General features: G+C 63.0%; 15 protein-coding genes. 10 read left to right on the top strand and 5 right to left on the bottom strand.

The features are described 5' to 3' along the window. Nucleotides 1-25 precede the first annotated feature (25 nt). A complete protein-coding gene (metH, locus tag LJX93_RS17230) occupies nucleotides 26-3,733 on the top strand; it encodes a methionine synthase (RefSeq protein ID WP_227696238.1) in 3,708 nt (1,235 codons plus the stop codon). A gap of 107 nt (nucleotides 3,734-3,840) precedes the next feature. Continuing rightward, entirely contained in the window at nucleotides 3,841-4,059 is a 219-nt protein-coding gene (locus LJX93_RS17235; protein WP_033699015.1) for a DUF2970 domain-containing protein, read from the top strand. 296 nt (nucleotides 4,060-4,355) lie between these two features. On the opposite strand, the gene LJX93_RS17240 is transcribed toward LJX93_RS17235, so the two are convergent. Continuing rightward, the gene (locus LJX93_RS17240; RefSeq protein ID WP_033699017.1) at nucleotides 4,356-5,432 is read right to left on the bottom strand and encodes an ABC transporter substrate-binding protein; all 1,077 of its coding nucleotides are present in this window, start codon (nucleotides 5,430-5,432) and stop codon (nucleotides 4,356-4,358) included. A gap of 215 nt (nucleotides 5,433-5,647) precedes the next feature. On the opposite strand from LJX93_RS17240, the gene LJX93_RS17245 reads away from it, so the two are divergent. Together LJX93_RS17245 and LJX93_RS17250 are read left to right on the top strand one after the other, a co-directional pair. Further along, nucleotides 5,648-7,300: a nitrite/sulfite reductase gene (locus LJX93_RS17245; RefSeq protein ID WP_033699019.1), complete on the top strand. Its 1,653-nt coding sequence runs from the start codon at nucleotides 5,648-5,650 to the stop codon at nucleotides 7,298-7,300. After that, nucleotides 7,284-7,778, top strand: a complete 495-nt coding sequence (locus LJX93_RS17250) for a DUF934 domain-containing protein (protein ID WP_033699021.1) — start codon at nucleotides 7,284-7,286, stop codon at nucleotides 7,776-7,778. Before LJX93_RS17245 ends, LJX93_RS17250 begins: the two co-directional genes overlap by 17 nt. Before the next feature lie 72 nt (nucleotides 7,779-7,850). Here the strand turns inward: LJX93_RS17250 and LJX93_RS17255 are convergent, their stop codons facing one another. Both LJX93_RS17255 and LJX93_RS17260 read right to left on the bottom strand, forming a co-directional pair. After that, complete coding sequence (locus LJX93_RS17255) at nucleotides 7,851-13,088, bottom strand: NEL-type E3 ubiquitin ligase domain-containing protein (RefSeq protein ID WP_227696239.1); 5,238 nt, start codon at nucleotides 13,086-13,088, stop codon at nucleotides 7,851-7,853. A gap of 100 nt (nucleotides 13,089-13,188) precedes the next feature. Beyond that, a complete protein-coding gene (locus LJX93_RS17260) occupies nucleotides 13,189-17,238 on the bottom strand; it encodes a leucine-rich repeat domain-containing protein (protein WP_227696240.1) in 4,050 nt (1,349 codons plus the stop codon). 238 nt (nucleotides 17,239-17,476) lie between these two features. Between LJX93_RS17260 and dkgB the strand changes: the two genes are divergently transcribed. After that, nucleotides 17,477-18,280, top strand: a complete 804-nt coding sequence (dkgB, locus tag LJX93_RS17265; RefSeq protein ID WP_033699024.1) for a 2,5-didehydrogluconate reductase DkgB — start codon at nucleotides 17,477-17,479, stop codon at nucleotides 18,278-18,280. A gap of 162 nt (nucleotides 18,281-18,442) precedes the next feature. Then, complete coding sequence (locus LJX93_RS17270; protein WP_227696241.1) at nucleotides 18,443-18,907, top strand: DUF1348 family protein; 465 nt, start codon at nucleotides 18,443-18,445, stop codon at nucleotides 18,905-18,907. 14 nt (nucleotides 18,908-18,921) lie between these two features. On the opposite strand, the gene LJX93_RS17275 is transcribed toward LJX93_RS17270, so the two are convergent. Both LJX93_RS17275 and LJX93_RS17280 read right to left on the bottom strand, forming a co-directional pair. Then, on the bottom strand, nucleotides 18,922-20,277 hold the full coding sequence (locus LJX93_RS17275) for a sensor histidine kinase (protein ID WP_033699028.1): 1,356 nt from the start codon (nucleotides 20,275-20,277) through the stop codon (nucleotides 18,922-18,924). After that, nucleotides 20,274-20,984, bottom strand: coding sequence for a response regulator (locus tag LJX93_RS17280; protein WP_095063633.1), 711 nt, complete (start codon nucleotides 20,982-20,984; stop codon nucleotides 20,274-20,276). Before LJX93_RS17280 ends, LJX93_RS17275 begins: the two co-directional genes overlap by 4 nt. A 168-nt stretch (nucleotides 20,985-21,152) precedes the next feature. On the opposite strand from LJX93_RS17280, the gene LJX93_RS17285 reads away from it, so the two are divergent. The 4 genes from LJX93_RS17285 (at nucleotide 21,153) to LJX93_RS17300 (ending at nucleotide 24,655) form a co-directional block, all read left to right on the top strand. After that, nucleotides 21,153-21,920, top strand: a complete 768-nt coding sequence (locus LJX93_RS17285; RefSeq protein WP_033699031.1) for a VacJ family lipoprotein — start codon at nucleotides 21,153-21,155, stop codon at nucleotides 21,918-21,920. Next, on the top strand, nucleotides 21,913-22,155 hold the full coding sequence (locus LJX93_RS17290; RefSeq protein WP_033699033.1) for a hypothetical protein: 243 nt from the start codon (nucleotides 21,913-21,915) through the stop codon (nucleotides 22,153-22,155). Before LJX93_RS17285 ends, LJX93_RS17290 begins: the two co-directional genes overlap by 8 nt. A gap of 133 nt (nucleotides 22,156-22,288) precedes the next feature. After that, on the top strand, nucleotides 22,289-23,335 hold the full coding sequence (locus tag LJX93_RS17295; protein ID WP_033699036.1) for an NAD(P)-dependent alcohol dehydrogenase: 1,047 nt from the start codon (nucleotides 22,289-22,291) through the stop codon (nucleotides 23,333-23,335). A gap of 171 nt (nucleotides 23,336-23,506) precedes the next feature. Then, nucleotides 23,507-24,655 (top strand): M14-type cytosolic carboxypeptidase, encoded by a 1,149-nt coding sequence (locus LJX93_RS17300; protein ID WP_033699037.1) that lies wholly within the window; start codon nucleotides 23,507-23,509, stop codon nucleotides 24,653-24,655. Nucleotides 24,656-24,659 lie beyond the last annotated feature (4 nt).

The following is a 24,659-nucleotide window of genomic DNA, read 5'->3' on the forward strand; positions in this document are numbered from 1 at the left end:
GATATCGCCCGACCAGGTAGTTCCTATGTCCGACCGCAGCGCTCGTCTCCAAGCACTCCAGCACGCACTCAAAGAGCGCATCCTGATCCTCGACGGCGGCATGGGTACTATGATCCAAAGTTATCGCCTCGAGGAACACGACTATCGTGGCACGCGCTTTGCCGATTGGCCAAGCGATGTAAAGGGTAACAACGATCTGTTGCTGCTCAGCCGCCCCGATGTCATCGCCGCCATCGAAAAAGCCTACCTGGATGCTGGCGCCGATATTCTCGAAACCAACACCTTCAACGCCACGCAGATTTCCCAGGCCGACTACGGCATGGAGTCGCTGGTCTACGAGCTGAACGTCGAAGGCGCGCGCATCGCCCGCCAGGTCGCCGATGCCAAGACCCTGGAGACGCCGGACAAACCGCGCTTCGTCGCCGGCGTGCTTGGCCCGACCAGCCGCACCTGCTCGATTTCCCCGGACGTCAACGACCCCAGCTACCGCAACGTCACCTTCGACGAACTGGTGGAAAACTACGTCGAGGCCACCCGCGGCCTGATCGAGGGCGGTGCCGACCTGATCCTGATCGAAACCATTTTCGACACCCTCAACGCAAAGGCGGCGATCTTCGCCGTGCAGCAGGTGTTCGAGGATGACCAGGTCGAATTGCCGATCATGATCTCCGGCACCATCACCGACGCCTCCGGCCGGACCTTGTCCGGGCAGACCACCGAAGCCTTCTGGAACTCGGTGCGCCATGCCAAGCCGATTTCCGTGGGCCTGAACTGCGCCCTGGGCGCCAAGGACCTGCGCCCGTACCTGGAAGAGTTGTCGACCAAGGCCGACACCCATGTCTCGGCGCACCCCAACGCCGGCCTGCCCAACGCCTTCGGCGAGTACGACGAAACCCCGGCCGAGATGGCCGCAGTGGTCGAGGAGTTCGCCGCCAGCGGCTTCCTCAACATCATCGGCGGCTGCTGCGGCACCACCCCGGGCCACATCCAGGCCATCGCCGAAGCCGTGGCCAAGTACAAACCCCGCGAGATCCCGGAAATCGCCAAGGCCTGCCGCCTGTCGGGCCTGGAACCCTTCACCATCGATCGTCAGTCGCTGTTCGTCAACGTTGGCGAGCGCACCAACATCACCGGCTCGGCCAAGTTCGCCCGGCTGATTCGTGAAGAGAACTACACCGAAGCCCTGGAAGTGGCCCTGCAGCAGGTCGAGGCCGGCGCCCAGGTGATCGACATCAACATGGACGAAGGGATGCTCGACTCCCAGGCCGCCATGGTCCGCTTCCTCAACATGATCGCGGGTGAGCCGGATATCTCCCGGGTACCGATCATGATCGACTCTTCCAAGTGGGAAGTGATCGAGGCGGGCCTGAAGTGCATCCAGGGCAAGGGCATCGTCAACTCGATCTCCATGAAAGAAGGCGTCGAGCAGTTCAAGCACCACGCCCGCCTGTGCAAACGCTACGGCGCCGCCGTGGTGGTGATGGCCTTCGACGAGGTCGGCCAGGCCGACACCGCCGCGCGCAAGAAAGAAATCTGCAAGCGCAGCTACGACATCCTGGTCAACGAAGTGGGCTTCCCGCCGGAAGACATCATCTTCGACCCGAACATCTTCGCCGTCGCCACCGGCATCGAAGAGCACAACAACTATGCCGTCGACTTCATCGAAGCCTGCGCCTACATCCGTGACCACCTGCCGCACGCGCTGAGCTCGGGCGGGGTGTCCAACGTGTCGTTCTCGTTCCGAGGCAACAACCCGGTGCGTGAAGCGATCCACTCGGTGTTCCTGTTCCACGCCATCCGCAACGGCCTGACCATGGGTATCGTCAACGCCGGCCAGTTGGAGATCTACGACGAGATCCCGGCCGACCTGCGCAACAAGGTCGAAGACGTGGTGCTCAACCGCACCCCGGAAGGCACCGATGCACTGCTGACCATTGCCGACGACTACAAAGGCGGCGGCGCCACCAAGGAAGTCGAGAACGAGGCCTGGCGCTCACTGCCGGTCGGCAAGCGCCTGGAACACGCCCTGGTCAAAGGCATCACTGCGCACATCGTCGAAGACACCGAAGAATGCCGCCAGCAATGCGCGCGGCCCATCGAGGTCATCGAAGGCCCGCTGATGAGCGGCATGAACGTGGTCGGCGACCTGTTCGGTGCCGGCAAGATGTTCCTGCCCCAGGTGGTCAAGTCGGCACGCGTGATGAAGCAGGCCGTAGCCCACCTGATCCCGTTCATCGAGGCCGAAAAAGGCGACAAGCCCGAGGCCAAGGGCAAAATCTTGATGGCCACGGTCAAGGGCGACGTGCACGACATCGGCAAGAACATCGTCGGCGTGGTCCTGGGCTGTAACGGTTACGACATCGTCGACCTCGGCGTGATGGTGCCGGCAGAGAAGATTCTGCAAACCGCACGCGACGAGAAATGCGACATCATCGGCCTGTCCGGCCTGATTACCCCGTCGCTGGACGAGATGGTCCACGTTGCCCGCGAAATGCAGCGCCAGGGCTTCAACCTGCCGCTGATGATCGGTGGTGCAACCACGTCCAAGGCGCACACGGCCGTGAAGATCGAGCCCAAGTACAGCAACGACGCGGTGATCTACGTCACCGACGCTTCGCGCGCCGTCGGCGTAGCGACCCAGTTGCTGTCCAAGGAGCTCAAACCCGGCTTCGTCGAAAAGACCCGCCTGGACTACGTCGATGTCCGCGAGCGCACGGCCAACCGCAGTGCCCGTACCGAGCGCCTGAGCTACGCCAAGGCGATTGCCGCCAAGCCGCAATACGACTGGGCCGGCTACCAGCCCGCAGTGCCCTCCTTCACCGGCGTCAAGGTGCTGCAGGACATCGACCTGCGGACCCTGGCCGAGTACATCGACTGGACCCCCTTCTTCATCTCCTGGGACCTGGCCGGCAAGTTCCCGCGCATCCTCACCGACGAAGTGGTCGGCGAAGCGGCCACAGCGCTGTACAAAGATGCCCGCGAGATGCTCGACAAGCTGATCGACGAGAAGTTGATCAGTGCCCGCGCAGTGTTCGGCTTCTGGCCGGCCAATCAGGTCGCCGATGACGATATCGAGGTGTATGGCGACGACGGCCAGCCGCTGGCGACCCTGCACCACCTACGCCAGCAGACCATCAAGCCCGACGGCAAGCCGAACTGGTCGTTGGCCGACTTCGTCGCGCCGAAGGGCAGCGGTGTCACCGACTACGTCGGCGGCTTCATCACCACCGCCGGCATCGGCGCCGAGGAAGTGGCCAAGGCTTATCAGGACAAGGGCGACGACTACAGCTCGATCATGGTCAAGGCCTTGGCCGACCGCCTGGCCGAAGCCTGCGCCGAGTGGCTGCACGAACAGGTGCGCAAAGAGCACTGGGGTTACGCCCGTGACGAACACCTGGACAACGAGGCGTTGATCAAGGAGCAGTACAGCGGCATCCGCCCTGCCCCAGGCTACCCGGCCTGCCCGGACCACACCGAGAAAGAAACCTTGTTCCGCCTGCTCGATGGCACGGCCATTGGCGAGACCGGCGCAAGCGGCGTGTTCCTGACCGAACACTTCGCGATGTTCCCGGCGGCGGCGGTCAGTGGCTGGTATTTTGCCCACCCGCAGGCGCAGTACTTTGCCGTGGGCAAGGTAGACAAGGACCAGATCGAGCGCTACAGCGCGCGCAAGGGCCAGGAAGTGAGCGTGAGCGAGCGTTGGTTGGCACCTAACCTCGGGTACGACAACTAAGACTCTGCTGGCCCTTTCGCGGCTTTAACCGCGAAAGGGCCAGCAAAGCCAACTACCCTGGCATTGCCTACACTGTCCCTGATTGCCTCCGAAACCCAGGAGCCACCATGGACGACTCAAGCCAAGGCAAGCCCCCCACCTTCTGGCAAATGCTGCACAGCATCCTCGCCGCCGCCTTCGGCGTGCAAAGCGGCAAGAACCGCGCGCGCGACTTCACCCACGGCAAGGCCAGCCACTTCATTGCCATGGGCACGGTGTTCACCCTGCTGTTCATTCTGCTGCTGATCGGGTTGGTGCAGCTGGCCATGCACCTGACGGCACGCTGACGTTCAGCCTGAATGAAAACGCCTGCAGGCATCCACCCCGCAGGCGCTCAGGCTGCATCACGGTCTGAAGGGAAGTCTACTGGTGGCTGACCCAATACACGGCGGTAACGACCACCAGCACGATCAAGCACAGAATCGCCCAGGCATCGACACTGCTGTCAGCTTTGCGGACCTTGGTTGAGTTTCCCATTGCATTGCCTCTTGTAGTGGTTATGGGAATGCACTTCACCCAAAGCAGTAAAGACGAGCAATGCCCTTCCCTCAAGCAGGGTTTTTCGTTAGTCGCGCCAGGCAGATCAATAGTCCACAGGGGAAGTCAGGAAGGGATACTGAAAATCGGATGGACGGCCTTCAGCGCTGTAGCGTCGAAAGTCGACGCCGTAGTCGTCACGTCCGAGCAGCTTGAGCCAGCGTCGGGCCTTGTCCGGGTCAATCGACTGCAGCACCGGCACACTGTGCTCACGCCGCCCGTCCCGATTGATCGGCAGCCCCTGCGCATCGTCATTGAGCATGACCATGGCCCAACCACCCAAGGTGAAATGCCCGCCCATGAGCACGCCCAGACGCCCGTCGATGCGCGCACGCAGCGCTTGCGGCGAGCTGTTGACGGCGCTGAATACCGCATCCCGCCCCGGTATTCGCCCGGCAGCCTCGAACGCCTGCATGGCGCCGAAGGCCATCTCGTCGTTGGCCGACCACACCAGGCGTGTGCCCGGGTAGCGCTGCAACAGCAGTTGCGCCTGCTCGAATGCACGCTGCCGGTTCCAGCCGCCATACACCACCTGGCGCAAGCGCACCTGGGGGAAGTCGGCCAAGGCGCGGCGCATGCCCGCTTCACGCAGCTGCGAGGCGGGGGTGGTCTTGACCCCGGCAAACGCCACGAGGTCCACCGGCTCGTTGCTCGGCGGCAGCAGGGCGACCATCTCGTGCAGCATCTGGTAACCGGCTTGCTCGTCGTTGGTGATCAACGTGCCCAGTACCTGGGCATACTTCTCGGGCTGGGCCTCGATGCTCTGCGCCTGGCTGGCGGTCAGGCCGTTATTGACCAGAAACAGCTTGACCCCGGTGCCCTGGGACAGCCGGATGATTTCCGGCGCCACGTACTGCTCGTTGACCAGCACCAGGTAGTCCGGGCGCTGCGGGCCTTTGAGCAGCGCCCGTGCCTGGTTCAGCGCACGTTCGGCGCTGCGTTCGCTGTATTCCACCCGCAGCGTCAGGCCCAGGTCGTCGGCCGCCGCCTGCATGAAGCGCGAATAGCCAACCCAGAATGTCTCGTTCGAAAGGCCCGGGTTAAGGAACACGACTGAAGCAGCCTGCGCATTGGCTGCCAACGGCAGGCTCAGGCACAAGCTTTGGCAGAGCGCCTTGAGCATGCGGTTACACCCCTTGCAACAAACCCGCGAGTATAAACCTACGACCCGCGTTGACGAACAAATGCCAGTCAGTCTCACTTAGTTCGTTTGGTTCTTTTCATATGCAAAAACATCACTTTAGCGCATAAACACACTCTGATATCGTTTCCCAGCTCCGAACCGGAGTGCGCGGCCGTGCGCGCGAATAGCTGCATGCAGCCTGAGACAGGACTTTTATGTACGTATACGACGAGTACGATCAGCGGATCATCGAGGACCGCGTCAAGCAGTTCCGTGATCAGACCCGCCGCTACCTGGCCGGTGAGCTGAGCGAAGAAGAATTCCGCCCTCTGCGCCTGCAGAACGGCCTGTATATCCAACGTTTCGCGCCGATGCTGCGCGTCGCCGTGCCTTATGGCCAGCTGAACGCCCGCCAGGTCCGCACACTGGCCAAGATCGCTCGCGACTACGACAAGGGCTACGCCCACATTTCCACCCGCCAGAACGTGCAGTACAACTGGCCGGCGCTGGAAGACATCCCGGACATCCTTGCCGAGCTGGCCACCGTGCAGATGCACGCGATCCAGACCAGCGGCAACTGCCTGCGCAACACCACCACCGACCAGTTCGCCGGTGTCGCCGCAGATGAGCTGATCGACCCGCGCCCGTGGTGCGAGATCGTCCGTCAGTGGACCACCTTCCACCCGGAATTCGCCTACCTGCCGCGCAAGTTCAAGATTGCCATCAACGGCTCGAAGGAAGACCGCGCTGCCATCGAAGTGCACGATATCGGCCTGGAGCCGGTGCGCAACGAAGCCGGCGAGCTTGGCTTCCGCGTGCTGGTGGGCGGCGGCCTGGGCCGTACCCCGGTGGTCGGCTCGTTCATCAACGAGTTCCTGCCCTGGCAGGACCTGATCAGCTACCTGGACGCCATCCTGCGCGTGTACAACCGTTACGGTCGCCGTGACAACAAGTACAAGGCGCGGATCAAGATTCTGGTCAAGGCGCTGACGCCTGAAGTGTTCGCCGAGAAGGTCGAGGCCGAAATGGTCCACCTGCGTGGCGGCAGCAGCACCCTGACCGAAGATGAAGTCCAGCGCGTGTCGCGCCACTTCGTCGACCCGGACTACCTGGCCCTCGACAACGTCGATTACAGTGCCCAGGACGCCGAATACCCAGGTTTCGCTCGCTGGCGCTCGCGCAACACCCGCGCCCACAAGCGCCCTGGCTACGTGGCCGTGACCTTGTCGCTGAAGCCCACCGGCGTTGCCCCTGGCGACCTGACCGACAAGCAGCTGGACGCCGTGGCGGACCTCGCCGAGCGCTACAGCTTTGGCTTCCTGCGCACCTCGCACGAGCAGAACATCATCCTCGCCGACGTCGAGCAGCGCCAGCTGCACGCCCTGTGGCAGGAGCTGCGTGAAGGTGGCTTCGCCACGCCGAACATCGGCCTGTTGACCGACATCATCTGCTGCCCGGGGGGTGACTACTGCTCGCTGGCCAACGCCAAGTCGATCCCGATCGCCGAATCCATCCAGCGCCGTTTCGACGACCTGGACTACCTGTTCGACATCGGCGAGATCGACCTCAACATCTCTGGCTGCATGAACGCCTGCGGCCACCACCACGTGGGCCACATCGGCATCCTCGGCGTGGACAAGAAAGGCGAGGAGTTCTACCAGGTGTCCCTGGGCGGCAACGCTGCGCGTGACGCGAGCCTGGGCAAGATCCTCGGCCCATCCTTCGCCCAGGACGCCATGGCCGACGTGATTGAAAAGCTGATCGCCGTGTACGTCGAACAACGTACCGAGGAAGAGCGCTTCATCGACACCTACCAGCGTATCGGCATCGACCCCTTCAAGGAACGCGTCTATGCAGCGAATCATTAAGAACAACCAGATCGTCGACGAAACCTGGCACCTGCTGCCCAAGGAAACCACCCTCGACGAGCTGAGCAACTGCGACGATTACATCGTCCCGCTGCAACTGTGGCGTGACCATGCCCACGTGCTCAAGGCCCGCGACGGCGGCCTGGGCGTGTGGCTGGACAGCGACGAGGAAGCGGAAGAGATCGGCGAGGACGTGCAGCACTTCCAGGTCATCGCCCTGAACTTCCCGGCCTTCACTGATGGGCGCAACTACTCCAACGCGCGCCTGCTGCGTGACCGCTACCAGTTCAAAGGCGAGCTGCGCGCCATCGGCGACGTTCTGCGCGACCAGCTGTTCTTCATGGCCCGTTGCGGTTTCGATGCGTTTGCCATCCGTGCCGACAAGGACCCGGAAGATGCACTGGAAGGTCTGAAAGACTTCTCGGTGACCTATCAGGGCGCCACCGATCAACCGCTGCCGCTGTTCCGCCGCCGCTGACCGCTGCAAGTACGGCCCACCACCCGGCGGGCCGTACCCTTTCTTCTACCGCAACCCACGCAACACCGCTTTTCAGCCTCTGCGGCCCCGGGGTTTCCTGCTCGCAGTGGCTTGCTGCTGCTCTAGCGCCCTGGCCCATTCGGCCTGCACCCGTGCCAGCGCCTCGCGTATTCGCTGCATGACCTCTTCGTTCAGCTGATTGTGTTCGAGATTGATCGTTTCCGGGTGGGCTTCGATCCAGTTCAACGCGTCCTCGCCAAGCGTCGCAATGCGGTTACCACGCAGGTCCACGACCAGGTCCGGGTAGCGCTGCATCAACGCCAGCGGAACACTGCGCAAGCCCGTTGCACGCAACGACACGTACTGCAGGTGAACGTTGTAGCGCAACTGAGGGGCCACACCCAACGGGTTTCCATCAAAGTCCAGGACTTCCAACCGGGAGAACCACTCCAGGCGCAACTGGCTTGCTGCATCGAGGGTTATCACATTGTCGTGCAGGTACAGCTGGGTCAGCCTGCCCAGATGATTCAAATGCTCCGGGACAGTGGCAAAGCGGTTCGCGCCAAGGTTGAGAATATTCAGTTGGGCAAGGTTGCCAAGGCTGCTGGGCACACTGCTCAGCAGGTTACCGCTCAACTGCAGGTTCTCAAGGCTTGCCAACTGCCCGATGCGCTCATCGAGTACGTTGAGCCGATTGAACGAAAGGTCCAGGCTGGCCAGTTGGGCCAACTGCTCGACTCCGGCCGGCAGTTGCTCCAGGTGGTTGCCACTGAGGTCCAGATCGGTCAGGAGGGTCAGGTGCTGCAACCCTGTCACCGTCTCAAGCAGATTTCCGCCAAGGTCCAAGCTGCGCAACTGCGGCAGGTGTTGCAGCCCGCCAAGCTCGGTCAGTCGGTTGCCAGACAGCTGCAAGACCTCCAGATTGGGGAAATGACGCAGGAAATCAGGCTCGATGGTCGAAAGCTGATGATTGCCCAGAGACAAGGCTCGTAGCCGGTCGAACATGATGCCGCCGGGCAGCACTGGCAAAGAACTGATGGTCATTCCCGTGCGGGTTGTGCCCAGGGACGGTCCGTCTTCGCGATAATTCGACTGCCAGAACGTGCGCAGTACATCCGCGACATGGGACCGCGCTGCATGCTCTGGCTCGCCCGGAAAACCGCGCCATAGCGCCAGGCTTGTTTCAAGCCGCCTCGACAGGTGCGCAAACGCCCGGGTGCCAGGCCCCTGGGGAGGGTGGAGCCGATACCATGTCCAGTAACTGCCGCGGGCTAGTGTCAGCGTCAGTGCCTGCTCCTCCTCCCGGCGCTGTTCGGTGATGCGCGCCAACGCTTCTGGCGCCCCCTGATCGTGGCCTTGGTCTGCGGCAAGTGCGGCTTGTCGTTCAGCGTAGGCCTGACGGATGACGGCAAACTGATCGTCGTAAGCAACCCGAACGTGATCTTCCCAGAACGCCTGCTGCGCCAGGAACTGGCTGAGCGCCTCGGCCGTCTCGGCCTCGTACACAGCTGCTTCGGCCCCGACAAGATCATCTGGCGTCACATGCTCGATGTGCCTGAAACTCAAGTACGTCGGCTGGCCATAAATGCCCAACTGCTCTGCGAGCTGTGCCCGAAATGCCAGGTAGATCTCACTCGGGTTGAATGACACGGCGCGCAGACGCAGGCCGTCCATATGACGTGCAGCAAAGCGGTTCACCTGATCGAGCCTGAACAGTTCACGCCCAAGGCTACGCAGCTCACGCTCGATACGCCGGCCGTGCACCCCATCGGTACGCAATGCAACCTGCAACCTGATGATGAGGGCATCAAGGTCGACGTTGCTGCGAGGCACAGCCGCTTGCAGGAAAATTGCCTGTCGAATGTGAGCATGGTGGTACATGGCGCTTATCAACTCGCCTACCCGACGCCGCATCTCTGCGGGTTCAAGCGCAAACTTCTCGCTAGCCAGCAACGCATCGAGAAATGCGAAGAACCCGCCGCTGCCAGCCTCATGCTCTAGCGCCTGCCACTGGCTGCGATGCAGTGCCGCTTCGTGCTCGCTCACCCCTTCGAACCAGCGCTCACTGCTTCCTGCGCCCTGCTCGAGTGGTACTGCAGGCGCCCCCAGCGCCAGCCGCTCGCGTGCTACTGCCGATAGCGGATTACCCAGCAAATGCACCCGTTCGGGGTTGGCGCGCAGCGCGTTCGCCTGCGCTTCGCTGATATCAACGATGAGGTTGTCGCGCAGATCAATCTGCCGAAGCTGCGTCAATGCGGCAGTTTCGGGTATCGATGCCAACCGGTTAGACGACAAATCCAGACGATGCACATTGGGAAAGCGGGCGAGAAAAGCCGAGTCGACAGTTGTCAGATCCAGGCTACGCAGGGTAAGCGTGGTCACATGATCAAAACGCACCGTTTCTGGCAGTTCCGGCAGGGTGCCCAGGCGCGTGCCTTCCAACGTCAGTGCTGGATGCCCTTCAACATCGTGCACGCGTCGTTGCCAGGCATGACGAATCCGCCGTGCCATACGCACCCGTCTGAGCAACTGGATCGGCCCGGACGATTGTCGCCGCCACAGGCCCAATGCCTGATCCAGGGCACGCAGCTCTTCACACAGGCGCAGGTAGTAGTTCCAAGGGGTCAGCCCAAGCGCGCGGGCGTCTTGCGCGAAGCGTGCCATCGTACTTGAGTCAATGTCGGGGAACAGCCGTTGGATACCGCGCCGCAACGCACGATCGCTGCTCTCGCCACGCCCGCTCAGCGGGTAGCCCAGGCGACCATCGCCGAGCCGTACCGGTGGCCTGAAACCACGCCCGATCGGCGCCATGCCCAACAGCGCTGCGGCATGATCGCGCTGCTCACCGGCCCACAGCGACAGCGCCTCAGCCAGCGCCTCAGGTGAGTCGCCAGCGTTACCCAACGCCCGCTTCTGCCAAGGGTCAAGTTGCAGCAACAGGGCCTGGAACAAAGAGTCTTCGGCCGTTGCCGATGGCAGCGGGACACCGTGCGCATCCAACGCCTGATAGCCATGGGCAGTTCTGACTACGCTACGGACTTCACTAGCTTCTTGCGCACCGGCCCAGGCAGACCGTGCGCCCAAGTGCGTATCGCCGCGCACCTCGATGCGCACGCCGCGCCAAGGAGCACGGTCAGCGATCAGGCCCAGCGCCAGTTGCTCGGTATCACGATTGATCGCTGCGGCTTGCAGCAGCCCCGCGCAAGCGCGGTCCAGGCGCGTATCGCGCAAGTACCAGCGCGCGTGCTCGGCCAAGGCCAGCGGTACACGCTGGTGCGCCTGCAACTGCTCGACCAGGTCTTCACCAGCGTGTGCGATGATCTCCCGCGCGCCCAGCACCGACAACCCGGGGAAATCCCGACGCAGCAGGGTTTCGGCCTCGGACGGCCAGGGCTGCTGCGCCAGCAACTGCAGCTCGAAGCCCTCGCCTTGCAGCCCTGGCAACTGCGTGTGCAACTGTTGCCGCTGCAGCGCATCCAACACGCGGGCCGGGGGCGAGGCGTGTTCCACATGCAATCGGCGCAACAGGTCTTCATTGAGCCCTGTGGCCCGCATCACGTTATGTATGGCCTGCTCGTCGAGGTTCGCCCAATCTGCAGCGAGATCCTTGAACAGCTGAACACTGCCGTGCCATTCATGTGGGGTCTCAAGTTCATGCTGCCAGCCACCGGCATCGTTGCCTTCAAGCAACGGTGCGTAGGCATTGCTGCGCGTGGGGTGCCGGATACGGCGCTGCTGGGTTTCGCCGTCTGCTGAGGTCACATGGCTGGCCAGGGGGGTACGCACCACTTCTGCGCCTTGCACCGTGACCACCGTGCCGACGGTGCCTTGGTGTTGAACGGCATACCCTGGCAAGTCGAGGTCGCACAACTTCACCGTGCCATCAACCGCATGCACCGGCACCAACGTTTCGACCCGTACGTTACGCGCCAGCCGGTGCGATGCTGCGCCTGCACCAGCATTCACAGCGGTCATGGCCACGGTTTCTGCAACCGCATACACATGTTCCAGAGCGCCCTGGCGGTCCCCCAGTTGCCAATCGGCATAACCCTCGTAGACCTCATCCGCCACCTGCAGCGCAGTGATGCCCAGCAGCGGCAAAGCCAGCACGGGCAGCGCGAAACTTGCCAGGCCCAACGCATCAAGGGCAAAACTCAGGTAGAAATGCAGGCGCCTGTCGCGTACCTGCGCATCCACTTCTGCAGTGGGCACGCCGTGCACCTTGGCGTTGTCCAGCAGGGTGTCGATCTGCTGCGTGCGCAAATGCTCGAACAGCGGCAGCTCGATTGCTTCATGACGCCCGTCAAGCTCGACCGGCACATCCCGGTCGGTGGCTTTCAGCGCGTTATCCAGGGCGCGCACGTAGGCTTGCAGGTCACGTGCACCGATGAACCGCTGAAAGAACTCGACGTACCCAGGCAAGCGAAACTGCTTGCCCAAGGTCAAGTACAAGACATCCCAGGACGGGTACCAGGTCAAGGGGCCTTGAGGGTCATCGGGGATCCAGCACAATATCCCCTCGAATACCTCACCAGTGGCCTCCTGATGAGTGATTTCAAACGCCACCGCACCGCGTACCCGCTGACCGAATACCCGCAGTTGCATGGGCCGCAGCCCTGAAGCCGAAAACGCCTCGGATGAAAACAGCGCAACCAGCGCAGCACAATGTTCATAAGCGTGCTGCGCAATTTCCCCGTTGACCAGCGATAACCGCAACGCCGCCTCCAGGTTTGCACGCAAGCCCTCCTCGATCAGTGCTTCGAGTTGACGACCGGCCTCCCCTGCTGGTGTCAGGTGCGCCTGGAGGTACGACTGGTACTGGCCACCGAGGTCGAGCGAGCGGCACAGCCTGAAGAATGCCTTGGGAGCAAGCGAACAAGGCTGCCCGGTTGCATCCAGCACCGCGGTCCCCTGCATGATTGCGCTGGCGAATGTTTCGCCCTCGGTGAAGTTATGCAAGGCCGATTGCAGCAAGCTGTGTTCATAAACCTGTTCTTTGACCCCATCTGGCACGTGCGCAATGTGCGAGGGGAAGCGCTGCAAGGTTCTGCGTCGCAATCTGGCCTGACGCACATCGAGCGTCAGCTGATGCTGCGCTTGCAGTGCGTGTTCCAGCAATGGGGCGGCGAAGACGTCCAGCGGTGCGATCTGCGCCAGCAGGTCGTGCAGTAGCTGCTGTACCTGCTGTTGACGGCGCTGGCTTTCGTGTAACGCGTAAAGGGTATCGAGTGGGGCCTCGGTCAGCCAGGCAGGCAAGCGACTGGCAATCAAGGCATCTGTTGACGCTTCGGGAAATGGCGGGGTCTGCATCACAGGCTCCTTATGGCGAGAGCTGCGATTGCACCACTGCCAAGCGGGGGGCTGGCGGTAACTATTGCAAACCGCCCCACTGGCAGCGGCAGCCCTTGAATCAACCGTGCTGGCTTAGCGTGTCGAACTGCACCCGCGCGGCACGCCAACGTGCCAGCACCTGCTCATCAAGGGGATTGTTGTTGATGTTGAGCCGGTTCGGGTGCTGGCGAATCCAGATCAAGGCCCGCTCGCTCAATTCGACGATCAGATTATCGGCAAGGTCCACGTACAGCTGCGGATGATGCTCCAGAAAAGCCAATGGAAATTCCCTCAGGCCTGTCGAGCGCAGCGACAGATGGGCCAGGTGGTCGAGGTTACGCAGTGGCGGGATCATGCCGATCGGGTTGCCATTCAAGCTGAAGGTTCGCAACGCGCTGAACGCTTCCAGGCGTTGGCCGCCTGAGACATCGATGACGATCTGGTTATCGCCCAGGTACAGTTCGGTCAGCTGTCTCAGCCGTTCCAGGCCCTCGGGTATCGCGGTGAGCTGGTTGCCGCGCAAATTGAGGATTTTAAGGCTGGTCAGGTTACCAATGGCCGCCGGGACATTCACTAGCCTGTTCTCGGCCACGTGCAGCTGCAACAACCGGCTCAGCCCGCCTAACGCCTCCGGCAGTTGGTCAAGGCGATTGCCGGCAAGGTTCAACTTGGTCAACCCGACCATGCGCTCGACACCCGCTGGCAACGACGCGAACTGGTTATTGCTCAGGTTCAGATACTGTAGCCGGATCAACCTGTGAATCTGATCGGGAAGGCCAGACAACAGGTTGTCACTCAGGTCCAACTGAGTCAGCAGCGTCAGGCCCTCCACACCCTCAAGCGCAGTCAGCCGGTTGCGCCGCAGATCCAGACGGGTGAGTCTGGTTAGCGTTGCCAACCCAGGCACCTCACTGACCTCGTTGTCATTCAAGATCAGTTGCGTCAGCGACGACATAGGCTGAACCCCATCGACGGTGGTCAAGCGGTTGTGCTGCAGGTCCAGGCTGATCAAACGGCGCAGGCCGCTCAAGCCAGGCACCGCAGTCAGTTTGTTGCCACTCAATCGCAGGCTCCGCAACTGGGTGAAACGGCCAAGGAAATCATCCTCCAGCGAGGTCAACCTGAGATTGCTCAAGCACAGTCGGTGCAGGTTCGCGAACTGGATATCAGCTGGCAGCAGGGGCAGGCCCTCGACTGGCTCATTGCGTACTACCAATTCCTCCACACCGCCGGGGCCATAGAAATCAGGCTCCCACGCCTCACGAATCAGTTGCCCGACGCGCTGGCGGCGATGGTAATTTTCCGGCGTGGCTTGCCCCCGCCAACCACGCAGGCTGAGGTCTAGCCGCTCGACCTGCCTGGCCAGGTCACTGAACGCTGTCCAGACCGTGCGGCCCGGCCTCTGCTCCAGCTGCATCGCCAACCACATCACATCCCTTGCCGAGCGATGCGTGAACAACTGGTGCAGCCCAGTGCGAATGGACTGGCGGGCACGCAGGTCTGCCGTGGTGAATACCTGACCGCGCAGTGGGCGCGAGGCATCGCCACCACTCAGCGGGTAGCCCAGTCGACCATCGCCAAGGCGCACTGGCGGGCGTACAGCCCCCTCTGCCGGCGCCATGCCAAGCAACGTTGCCGCGCGCTCCCGTGGTTCGCCAGCGCGAATGGCCAAGGTATGGCCAAGCTGCTCAGCCGTAGCTACACCCTCGCCAAGCACCTGCTTCTGCGCCTCATCGAGGTGCCACCATAGCGCCTGGCAGAGGCTGTCATTTTCGCTCGCCGACGGCAGTGGCGCCCCCGACTCATGCAGAGCCTGGTAACCCTGGCCACGCCTGACGATGTACCTCACTTGGCTGGCATCCTGTGCACCGGACTGGGCGAGCAGATCGCCGTCCAGGCGCTCGCTGCGCAGCTCGACCCGCACGGTTTGCGGCCACGGTGCCGCCTCTGCGATCAGGCCCAGCGCCAACCGCTCGGTGTCAGCATTCACCGCTGCCGCCTGATAGAACCCTGCGCAGGCACGATCCAAGCGGCAATCACGCAACAGCCAGCGTGCTTCGGTGGCCAAGGCAAGCGGCACGCGTTGGCTGCTGTTCATGGCTTCGATCACTTCGGGCCCCGCACGCTGGGTGATCTCCCGCGCGCCACGCGGCGTCAGGCCGGGGAAGTCGCGCCTCAACACCCGCTCGGCGGGTTCTGCAGGGGCCTGCAGCCCACTCAGGTGCAGCTCGAAAGCGTCACCGTGCAACGCGGGATGCTGTGCATGCAACTGGTAGCGCTGCACAGCATCCTGCAACCGTGCAGGCGCTGGCGCATGCTCAAGGTGCAAGCGGCGCAGACGCGCTTCATCGAAGCCTGTAATGCGCATGACATGCTCGGCAGTCAGTGGCTCGAGCGCCGCCCAGGCACTGTTCAAGCGTTGCATCAGTTGCGTAGAACCCTGCCAATACTGTGGGGTTTCCAACTGATGGCGCCAACCGCCCTCGCCATTGCCGTCGAGCAACGGCGAGTAGGCCTGCGCCCTGCTGGGGTGGCGGATGCGCAAGCCCGCCCCTTTAGCATCCTCGACCACCTGGTAGGTCGCCAGGTGGGTACGCAAGCGCATCTGTCCCACCACCTCGGCCCGCTCGCCAACGGCCAGTCCTCCATCTGGCAGCGCGTAGCCTGGCAGAGCTGCATCGATCAGGCGCAACCCATGGTTTTCGGTCAACACCGGCATCAATGCGTCCACGTAGGCAGACCGTTCGATCAGGCGCCCTGCTACCAAACCGATCGACGCCAATGCCACCCCTGCGGCCAGGTTTTCGGCAACGCCCCACAGGTGATTCAGCGCGCCTTCCCGGTCCCCTAGCTGCCAGTCGGCATACCCTTCATAAACCTCATGGCTGGCCTGCACCGCAGCGATACCCAACAACGGCAGGCCAAGCACGGGGACGAACAGGCTGGCCAGCCCCAACAGGTCAAGACCTGCACTGGCATAGTCGCCCATGCGCCGCTCGCGCTCTGCCTGGTTGGCCTTGGCAGTGGGTGTGGCCAGCACGCACGCATCGTCAAGCAGCGTATCGATACGCACCTGGCGTACATGCTGAAACAGCTGCCCTTCGATCGCCTGGCTGCGGCCATCGAGCTGGACTGTCTGGCTGTTGGTATGGGTCTGCAACAAACGTTGCAGTGTCTGGCTGAAGGCGCACCGGTCGCGCTCACTGACGAAGCGCTGAATGAAGGCAGGATAGCCGTCCTGCCGGCACCTTTGGCCCAGGGCCTGCCACAGGTCATCCCAGCAATCATAACGTTGCAACGCACCATGAACATCATCCGGCACCCACAGCACCACCCCCTCGAGCGGTGCGCTCGGCAGCCCCTCCTGGCGCGCTTCGAACGCCACCATCCCGCGCATCAACTTGCCCAGCAGGCGCAGCTCGAAGGGCAGCAAACGGGTTGGGTCGGACGCCACCACGGCAACTTCCGCAATGACCGGCAGGCATTGCAAGTACGTGCGCTCATCGATTTCACCTTTGGCTGCCGCCAGGCGCACGTCGGCCTCCAGGTTGGCGCGGGCGCTTTCTTCGAGCAATGCGGCTACCTGCGTACCCGGCACGCCCGGCGCCAGCAGTATGGATTCAAGATGCCCCTGGTACTGCCCCCCGACATCCACGCTTCGGCATAGCGCAACGTAGGTTTGCGGGTCAAGCGCCTGCACCGTGCCTTCAGCGTCAACGATCACCTGGGTCTGCAGCGAGCCTGCGGGCGCGGCTTCCTGTTCGGCGAAGTTGTGCAGCGCAGCAACCAGCAACGTCACCTCGCTGACCTCGGTCTGCGACTGGCCCAACCCGCCAGGTACGGTAGACGAACCAGGAAGGATGGTGGTGCGCCGCAACTTCACCTGCCGCACATCAAGCCCAGGCACCTGTCGCTCGCTCAATGCCTGGTCAAGCAACGCCTCGGCGAAGGTATCCAACGGGGTAACGCGGGAAAACAGCGTCGCCAGCCTGTGCTGGGTGCGCTGTTGGTACTGCAGGCTTGTCCGCAACTTGCCCAGCTGATCGAGTGAGGCCGTGCTGAGCCAGGTGGGTAATAGGCTGGCGATGAGGGTGTCGGTGAGATTGGGTTGCTGCGATGGCGTGGTCATGGGCGGCATTTTCCGGTTGGAGGTTCAGCCCGCAGCTAAACAGCGGTGCGCCGGGCAGCCGCACTACTTAAGTCAACCAGGGCGGCAATCGATGGATTGCCCGCGACTTGATCACGGTCACCCCCGCCATTCGTGACTACAAGTCAAATGACCTTCGCCCAGACCCGCCTTAATCATTTCACCTGAACCCCGCACACTGCTGCCCACTCGAACAGTCTCACTCAACAGGAGCACCTCCATGAGCATTCCCTCTTTCGGCCTGGGCACCTTCCGCCTTACCGGCCAAGCCGTCATCGACTCGGTCAGCTCGGCACTGCAACTGGGCTACCGCGCCATCGACACCGCACAGATCTACAAGAACGAAGCCGACGTGGGCCAGGCCATTGCCGAAAGCGGCGTGGCGCGCAGCGAGCTGTTCATCACCACCAAGATCTGGGTCGACAACTATGCAGCCGACAAACTGATCCCCAGCCTGCGCGAAAGCCTGGCCAAACTGCGCACCGACTATGTCGACTTGTTGCTGATCCACTGGCCCGCACCGGGCAATGGCATCGAGCTGCCCGAATACATGACTGCACTGGCTGAGGCCAAGGCGCTGGGCCTGACCCGCCAGATCGGTGTGTCCAACTTCAACATCGACCTGGCCCGCCAGGCCATCGAAGTGGTGGGCAAGGGCGAAATCGCCACCAACCAGATCGAGCTCAGCCCTTATCTGCAAAACAGCGCGCTGAGCGCTTTCCTCAAGGAACAGGGCATCACCGTCACCTCCTACATGACCCTGGCCTATGGCAAGGTCCTGAAGGACCCGCTGCTGGCCGAAATCGCCGCCAAGCACAAAGCCACCGTCGCGCAGGTCGCGCTGGCCTGGGCCCTGCAACTGGGTTATGCGGTAATCCCGTCCTCCACCAAGCGCGAAAACCTGGCCAGCAACCTGCTCGCCCGTGACCTGCACCTGGATACCGACGACATGGCGCGCATTGCCACCCTCGAGCGCAATGGCCGCGAAGTCAGCCCCGACGGCCTGGCGCCGCACTGGGACTGAGCCGGCTGAACCTGGGTTGCGTTACGGTGCCAGAACTCGATATTACCCCGTACAGCGCATTGTTCCGCAGCCCGCAACTATGAAGTGTCAAACGCCCCCATTCTCCTCACCAGACTCGGTGACTACTCTGAACAGGTGCAAATCACCTCAGGAGTGCCTACGATGCCCCGCCCACCGCTGCCCCCCTTCACCCGCGAAACCGCCATCGAAAAAGTCCGCCTCGCCGAAGACGGCTGGAACAGCCGCGACGCGGCCAAGGTGGCGCTCGCCTACACGCCCGATACGGTGTGGCGTAACCGCGTCGAGTTCCTCCGTGGCCGGGCCGAGGTGCAGGCCTTTCTGACACGCAAGTGGAACCATGAGCTGGAGTATCGCCTGATCAAGGAGCTGTGGGCCTTCACCGGCAACCGCATTGCCGTGCGTTACGCCTACGAGTACCACGATGACAGCGGCCAATGGTTCCGCGCGTATGGTAACGAGAACTGGGAGTTCGCCGACGATGGCCTGATGCACAACCGCCATTCGAGTATCAATGAGCAACCCATAGCCGAAGCGGATCGCAAGTTCCACTGGCCCCTGGGCCGGCGCCCGGACGATCACCCTGGCCTCAGTGACCTGGGGCTCTGAGCACGGCGGCCCGGTCAACCGACAGGCAGTGTGACCCTGACCTCGAGCCCGCCACCCTGGCGGTTGCTCAGGGTCACGCTGCCGCCCTGCTCCAGCACGATGGCGCGCGCCGCCGGCAAGCCAAGGCCCACCCCGCCGGTGTCCTTGTTGCGCGAGCCTTCGATGCGGTAGAACGGCTCAAAAACGCGCGCCTGGAGCGGCTCAGCAATGCCCGGCCCTCGGTCAAGCACCGCAATGACGAGGTGCTCGTCAGCAACGTGCAGCTGCACGGTCGGCTCACAGCCGTACTTCACTGCGTTGTCGATCAGGTTCACCACCACCCGTTTGATGCCGATGGGCCGGCCCGTATAGACGCAGCGGCGCGGGCCGCTGAGGCGGATGTCCATGCCTGCATCCCTGAAGTCATCCACCACCGTCGACAGCAATTCACCCAGGTCGAACGCCGTGCTCGGCTCCAGCCGCGCATCGTCACGGAAGAACTGCAGTGCGGCGTCGACCATCGCCTGCATCTCGTCCACGTCCTTGAACAACTTGGCCTGCAGTTCACTGTCCTCGATGAACTCGGCGCGCAGGCGCATGCGGGTCAGCGGGGCGCGCAGGTCATGGGAGATGGCGGCGAGCATTTGCGTGCGGTCGTCGAGAAAGTGCTTGAGCTGGGCCTGCGTGGCGTTGAAGGCAAGGATGGCCTGGCGCAAGTCGTAAGGGCCGACTACCGGTATCGGTGGCGCGTTGAAGTCCTTGCCAAAGCGCCGCGCCCCTTCGGCGAAACGCTCCAGAGGCTGGGCGAGGTAACGCGTGGCAAGCAGCGCCAAGGCCAGGCTGGAGGCAATCATCAACGCCAGAATGATCAGGTTGCGCGGCAGTTCATCCAGCCCCCAGCTGCGGTCGCTCGCGCGATACAGCAGCCACGACTTGTCCGACAGTTCGATCAGCAGGGCATACCCACGCTGCTGCGCCTGCGCGGGCAGATCCTGCGGTCCGAAGACCTCGATCTGCGCATCCGGGCGCTTCAACAGCGCACGCAAGGTCGGCGCGCCTTCGCGAAATTCGCTATCGGCCAGGGTCGGCAACCCAGCGTCGGCATGCCGCCGCAGCCATTGCACGCTGTAGGCCGCATCACCCGCTGCGCTGGCCAGGGCCGGCCGCTGCGCCGCAGGCGCGGCGTCGATCATGCGGGCGACCGAGGCAACCTTGTCGATCAGGCCGCTTTCCAGCAACGGCGGTTGCGCCCACACACTGAGCAGCACACTGAACAGCCACTTGAGCAGCAGCAGGCTAAGCATGGCAGCCAGGGTGGTGAGTGCAATCCAGCGGGCGATGGTGACCCGCGGCCGCGGCAGCGCCTTGCGCACCCAGGCAAGCGGGCTCATCGTTTGTTCACGCTGGCGCTGAACAGGTAGCCGACGTTGCGCAAGGTGCGGATCAGCGGCTCGCAGTCGTCATCGCGCTCAAGCTTGCGCCGCAGCCGGCTCACCTGCACATCGATGCTTCGATCATAGGCTTCGTGCGCTTCACCCCGCGCCAGGTCCAGCAATTGCTGGCGGCTGAGCACGCGCCTGGGGTGCTCGGCAAACACCAGCAGCAGTTCGAATTCGCCCGTGGACAAGGGGATCAGCACGCCCTCTGGCGAGCGCAACTCACGGCGCAGTACCTCCAGTTGCCAGCCCGAGAACTCAAGTACCGTACGCACGTCAGCGGGTGGGCTGCTCGCACTTTCGCCTGCCCGGCGCAGCACCGCCCGCACCCTGGCCAACAGCTCACGGGCAGCGAACGGCTTGGTCAGGTAGTCGTCCGCGCCCAGCTCCAGCCCGACCACACGGTCGCTCAGCTCGCCCATGGCGGTGAGCATGATCACCGCCATCTTGTATTCGGCACGCAAGCGCTGGCACAGCACCAGGCCGCTATCGCCCGGCAGCATCACATCAAGAATGACCAGGTCTGGCACCCGCCGTTCGAGCGCCTGCCAAAGGCCTTTGCCATCACTGGCCACATCGACTTCGTAACCATGCTGACGGAGAAACTTCTGCAGCAGGTCGAGTACTTCGACATCATCGTCGACAATCAGCAAATGGCTCACACCAGGGCACCGCGAACAGGGACAGTAAAGGCTTACTGTACGGCCATCGCGCAGCTGCCGTCATATATTTCAACCCGGAAACAAAGTGACAACCGCGAAGCAATCCGGACATTCCCAGGCAATCAATCGGCCACACCATCGGCGCCAGTTCTTGTCAGGAATGCGCCCATGCCCACCCTCCCCCATGCCTGGTTCTCAGCCCGCAATGCCCTACTCGCCCTGTCACTGCTCGCCGCCGCGGGCTGCAGTCAGCGGCCGCCTGCCAGTGCCTGCGGGCCTGTGGCCTATCAACTCAGCGACCCCGCCGAACCCGCCAACCGCGCCGTGTTCGCCTTCAACCGAAGTGTCGATGACTACCTGCTGGCACCCATCGCCCGTGGCTATAGCGCATTGCCTGATTTCACCCAGCAGGGCGTGCACAACTTCGTCGCCAACTTCGGCGAGCCCAAGGTCTTTCTCAACGACCTGCTGCAAGGCAATGGCGAGCGGGCATTGACCAGCCTTGCACGCTTCACCTTCAACACGACCCTGGGCGTGGCAGGCCTGGTCGATGTGTCCGGGAAGATGGGGCTGGCCCGACACACCTCGGACTTTGGCCAGACCTTCGGTGTGTGGAACATTGCCGATGGCCCGATCGTCGAACTGCCGTTGCTCGGCACGCACAACCTGCGCGATGCAACCGGCAGGGTGCTGGGCATTGCAGTCGCGCCGTTTGGCGACAACAGCGACACGGTCGACACCCTGGGCAACGCGGCAACGGCAGGTGGGCTGGTGGATGGCCGCGCCGACGTGCTGCCGCTGACCGACAGGCTGCGCACTCAGCCAGACTACTATCAGGCCGTGCGCGACTACACTGCCCAGCAGCGTGCCGAGCGGGTGGCCGAGGGCAAAGCTGACCACCCAGCGCGCTGCCAGGGGGTGCCAGCCGATGCGTGATGCGCAACCACCCGTGGTGCTGTTCAGGCGCCTGGAGAGCAACGCCCGGCAACAGTTGCTACACGAACTGGAGGCCCGGGTCTCCGAGGATGGCCGGGACCTGATCATCAGCCGCTATCGCGAACGCTCTGGCGAGGCAGCTGCGCAGCAGCGGCACGAAGTGCACCGCCGCGTGCCCATCGCAACGCTGTTGAAGTGGATGGCCAGGGAAGGCGCAGAAGGCGAGCCATGCTGATGGCGTTTTTCAGCGCGCCATCGCGCTGACGCTGGCAACAGAATCAGGCAATCCGTCGGCTGAATCGAGTTACCCCTGCCCGGAGAGGGTCGGACATGCTGCTTGTTCCGACTCTTCACCCGAGGATCTCCCCATGCACGTCATCGCCTATGGCGCCCACGCCAGCGACCAGCCCCTCGAACCGATCCGCATCACCCGTCGCGCGCCAGGCGCTGACGATGTGCAGATCGCCATCGACTATTGCGGCATCTGTCACTCCGACCTGCACCAGGTGCGCTCCGAGTGGGAGGGCACCCGCTTCCCCTGCGTACCGGGCCACGAAATCGTCGGCCGGGTGACTGCCGTGGGTGAGCATGTCAAAGGCTTCAAGGCCGGCGACCTGGTCGGTGTCGGCTGCATCGTCGACAGTTGCAAACACTGCGCCGACTGTGACGCGGGCCTGGAAAACTACTGCAACGGCATGATCGGTACCTACAACTTCGCCACGCCCGACGAACCCGGCTGGACCCTGGGCGGCTACTCGCAACAGATTGTCGTGCATGCGCGCTATGTGCTGCGCGTACGCCATCCGCAAGCGCAACTGGCGGCCGTGGCGCCACTGCTGTGCGCCGGTATCACCACGTATTCCCCGCTGCGCCACTGGGGCGCTGGGCCGGGCAAGAAGGTCGGCGTGGTTGGCATCGGTGGCTTGGGGCACATGGGCATCAAGCTGGCCCATGCCATGGGCGCGCATGTGGTGGCCTTCACCACGTCCGAGTCCAAGCGTGAAGCGGCGCTGGCGTTGGGCGCCGATGAAGTGGTGGTGTCGCGCGACGCCAACGCAATGGCAGCGCACCGCCTGTCATTCGACTTCATCCTTAACACTGTCGCGGCGCCGCATGAGTTGGATGCATTCCTGGTGCTGCTCAAGCGCGATGGCACGCTGGGCCTGGTGGGGGCGCCTGCTACGGCGCATCCATCACCGAACGTATTCAACCTGATCATGAAGCGCCGAGCGATTGCCGGGTCGATGATCGGCGGTATCGCCGAAACCCAGGAGATGCTCGACTTCTGCGCCGAGCATGGGATCGTTGCCGACATCGAGCTGATCCGGGCCGATCAGATCAATGAAAGTTATGAGCGGATGCTCAAAGGCGATGTGAAGTACCGCTTCGTGATCGACAACGCCACCTTGGCCTGACCCACTACGCCCGCCGAGCAGCCCCAGGGTTCTGGTTCCCATCGTCGGCGCCGCCGCCATCGCGGCGGGCCAGCGTTGGCTTGGCACCCGCAGCAACAGGCTATGTGCATCACTCCAGCACGCAACCGGTGTACAGTAACCCCACAACAAAGCCCGTCAAGGAGCCCGGCGATGACCGTGACGCTGTCCCCCCTGCAGATCGACTGCGATTTTGATTCCGGCAACATCCAGGTACTGGATGCCAGCAACCCTGCCCAGGTGCACCTGGCCATCCGCCCGGACACCCACAGCGGCCACTTCCAGTGGTTTCACTTCAAGGTCAGCGGGCTGACACCGGGGCAGGTCCATCGCTTCAGCCTGGATAACGCCTCCGAATCCTCGTACAAGCAGGCCTGGGCCGGCTACAACGCGGTGGCCTCCTACGACCAGCAGGCCTGGTTCCGCGTACCCAGCCAGTTCGATGGCAAGGCCTTGTCGTTCGAGCTGAACGCTGAGCACGAACAGGTCTGGTTCGCCTACTTCCAACCTTACCCTCGCGCCCGCCACAACCAACTGATCGAACGCGCACGGCAAATTCCGGGGGTCGAGCTGCTGGCCAGCGGCCGCAGCGTGCAGGGCCGTGACATCCCCTTGCTGCGTGCCGGCAACGGCGCACCCGGCAAACGCAAGCTGTGGCTGATCGCCCAACAGCACCCGGGCGAACACATGGCCGAGTGGTTCATGGAGGGCGTGATCGACCGCCTGCAAGCAAACGATGACAAGGTGCGGCAACTCCTGGAAAAAGCCGACCTGTACCTGATCCCCAACATGAACCCGGACGGTGCCTTCCTCGGGCATCTGCGCACCAATTTCAAAGGCAAGGACCTCAACCGCGCCTGGCAGGACGCCAGCGTCGAACTCAGCCCCGAGGTATTCTTTGCCCAGGCGCAGATGAAGCAGTACGGCGTGGATGCATTCATCGATGTGCATGGGGATGAAGAAATCCCCCACGTGTTCACCGCAGCGTGTGAAGGCAACCCCGGTTACACGCCACGCCTGGCGAAGCTGGAGGAACAGTTCCGTAGCACGCTGTGCAGCGTGACGCCGGACTTCCAGACCGTGCATGGCTACACGCGCGATGAGCCTGGGCAGGCCAATACCACGCTGGCGTGCAATGCCGTAGGGATGGCCCATGACTGCCTGTCACTGACGCTGGAGATGCCGTTCAAGGACCATGACGATGCGCCCGATCCGGTTGCCGGGTGGTCGGGGGCGCGGTCGAAGGCATTGGCCGGGGCTGTGCTGGAGACGTTGCTGAAAATGGTTGACGACCTGCGTTGATCGC

Origin of the sequence: Pseudomonas sp. HN2-3 (assembly GCF_020691745.1) — a bacterium.
Classification (GTDB): domain Bacteria; phylum Pseudomonadota; class Gammaproteobacteria; order Pseudomonadales; family Pseudomonadaceae; genus Aquipseudomonas; species Aquipseudomonas capeferrum.

Coding starts and splice junctions, on each gene's coding strand:
- LJX93_RS17275 (WP_033699028.1), bottom strand. CDS start 20,277: ATGAGCCCGCTTGCCTGGGTGCGCAAGGCGCTGCCGCGGCCGCGGGTC.
- LJX93_RS17285 (WP_033699031.1), top strand. CDS start 21,153: ATGCCCACCCTCCCCCATGCCTGGTTCTCAGCCCGCAATGCCCTACTC.
- LJX93_RS17250 (WP_033699021.1), top strand. CDS start 7,284: ATGCAGCGAATCATTAAGAACAACCAGATCGTCGACGAAACCTGGCAC.
- dkgB (WP_033699024.1), top strand. CDS start 17,477: ATGAGCATTCCCTCTTTCGGCCTGGGCACCTTCCGCCTTACCGGCCAA.
- LJX93_RS17295 (WP_033699036.1), top strand. CDS start 22,289: ATGCACGTCATCGCCTATGGCGCCCACGCCAGCGACCAGCCCCTCGAA.
- LJX93_RS17240 (WP_033699017.1), bottom strand. CDS start 5,432: ATGCTCAAGGCGCTCTGCCAAAGCTTGTGCCTGAGCCTGCCGTTGGCA.
- LJX93_RS17245 (WP_033699019.1), top strand. CDS start 5,648: ATGTACGTATACGACGAGTACGATCAGCGGATCATCGAGGACCGCGTC.
- LJX93_RS17300 (WP_033699037.1), top strand. CDS start 23,507: ATGACCGTGACGCTGTCCCCCCTGCAGATCGACTGCGATTTTGATTCC.
- metH (WP_227696238.1), top strand. CDS start 26: ATGTCCGACCGCAGCGCTCGTCTCCAAGCACTCCAGCACGCACTCAAA.
- LJX93_RS17270 (WP_227696241.1), top strand. CDS start 18,443: ATGCCCCGCCCACCGCTGCCCCCCTTCACCCGCGAAACCGCCATCGAA.
- LJX93_RS17290 (WP_033699033.1), top strand. CDS start 21,913: ATGCGTGATGCGCAACCACCCGTGGTGCTGTTCAGGCGCCTGGAGAGC.
- LJX93_RS17260 (WP_227696240.1), bottom strand. CDS start 17,238: ATGACCACGCCATCGCAGCAACCCAATCTCACCGACACCCTCATCGCC.
- LJX93_RS17255 (WP_227696239.1), bottom strand. CDS start 13,088: ATGCAGACCCCGCCATTTCCCGAAGCGTCAACAGATGCCTTGATTGCC.
- LJX93_RS17235 (WP_033699015.1), top strand. CDS start 3,841: ATGGACGACTCAAGCCAAGGCAAGCCCCCCACCTTCTGGCAAATGCTG.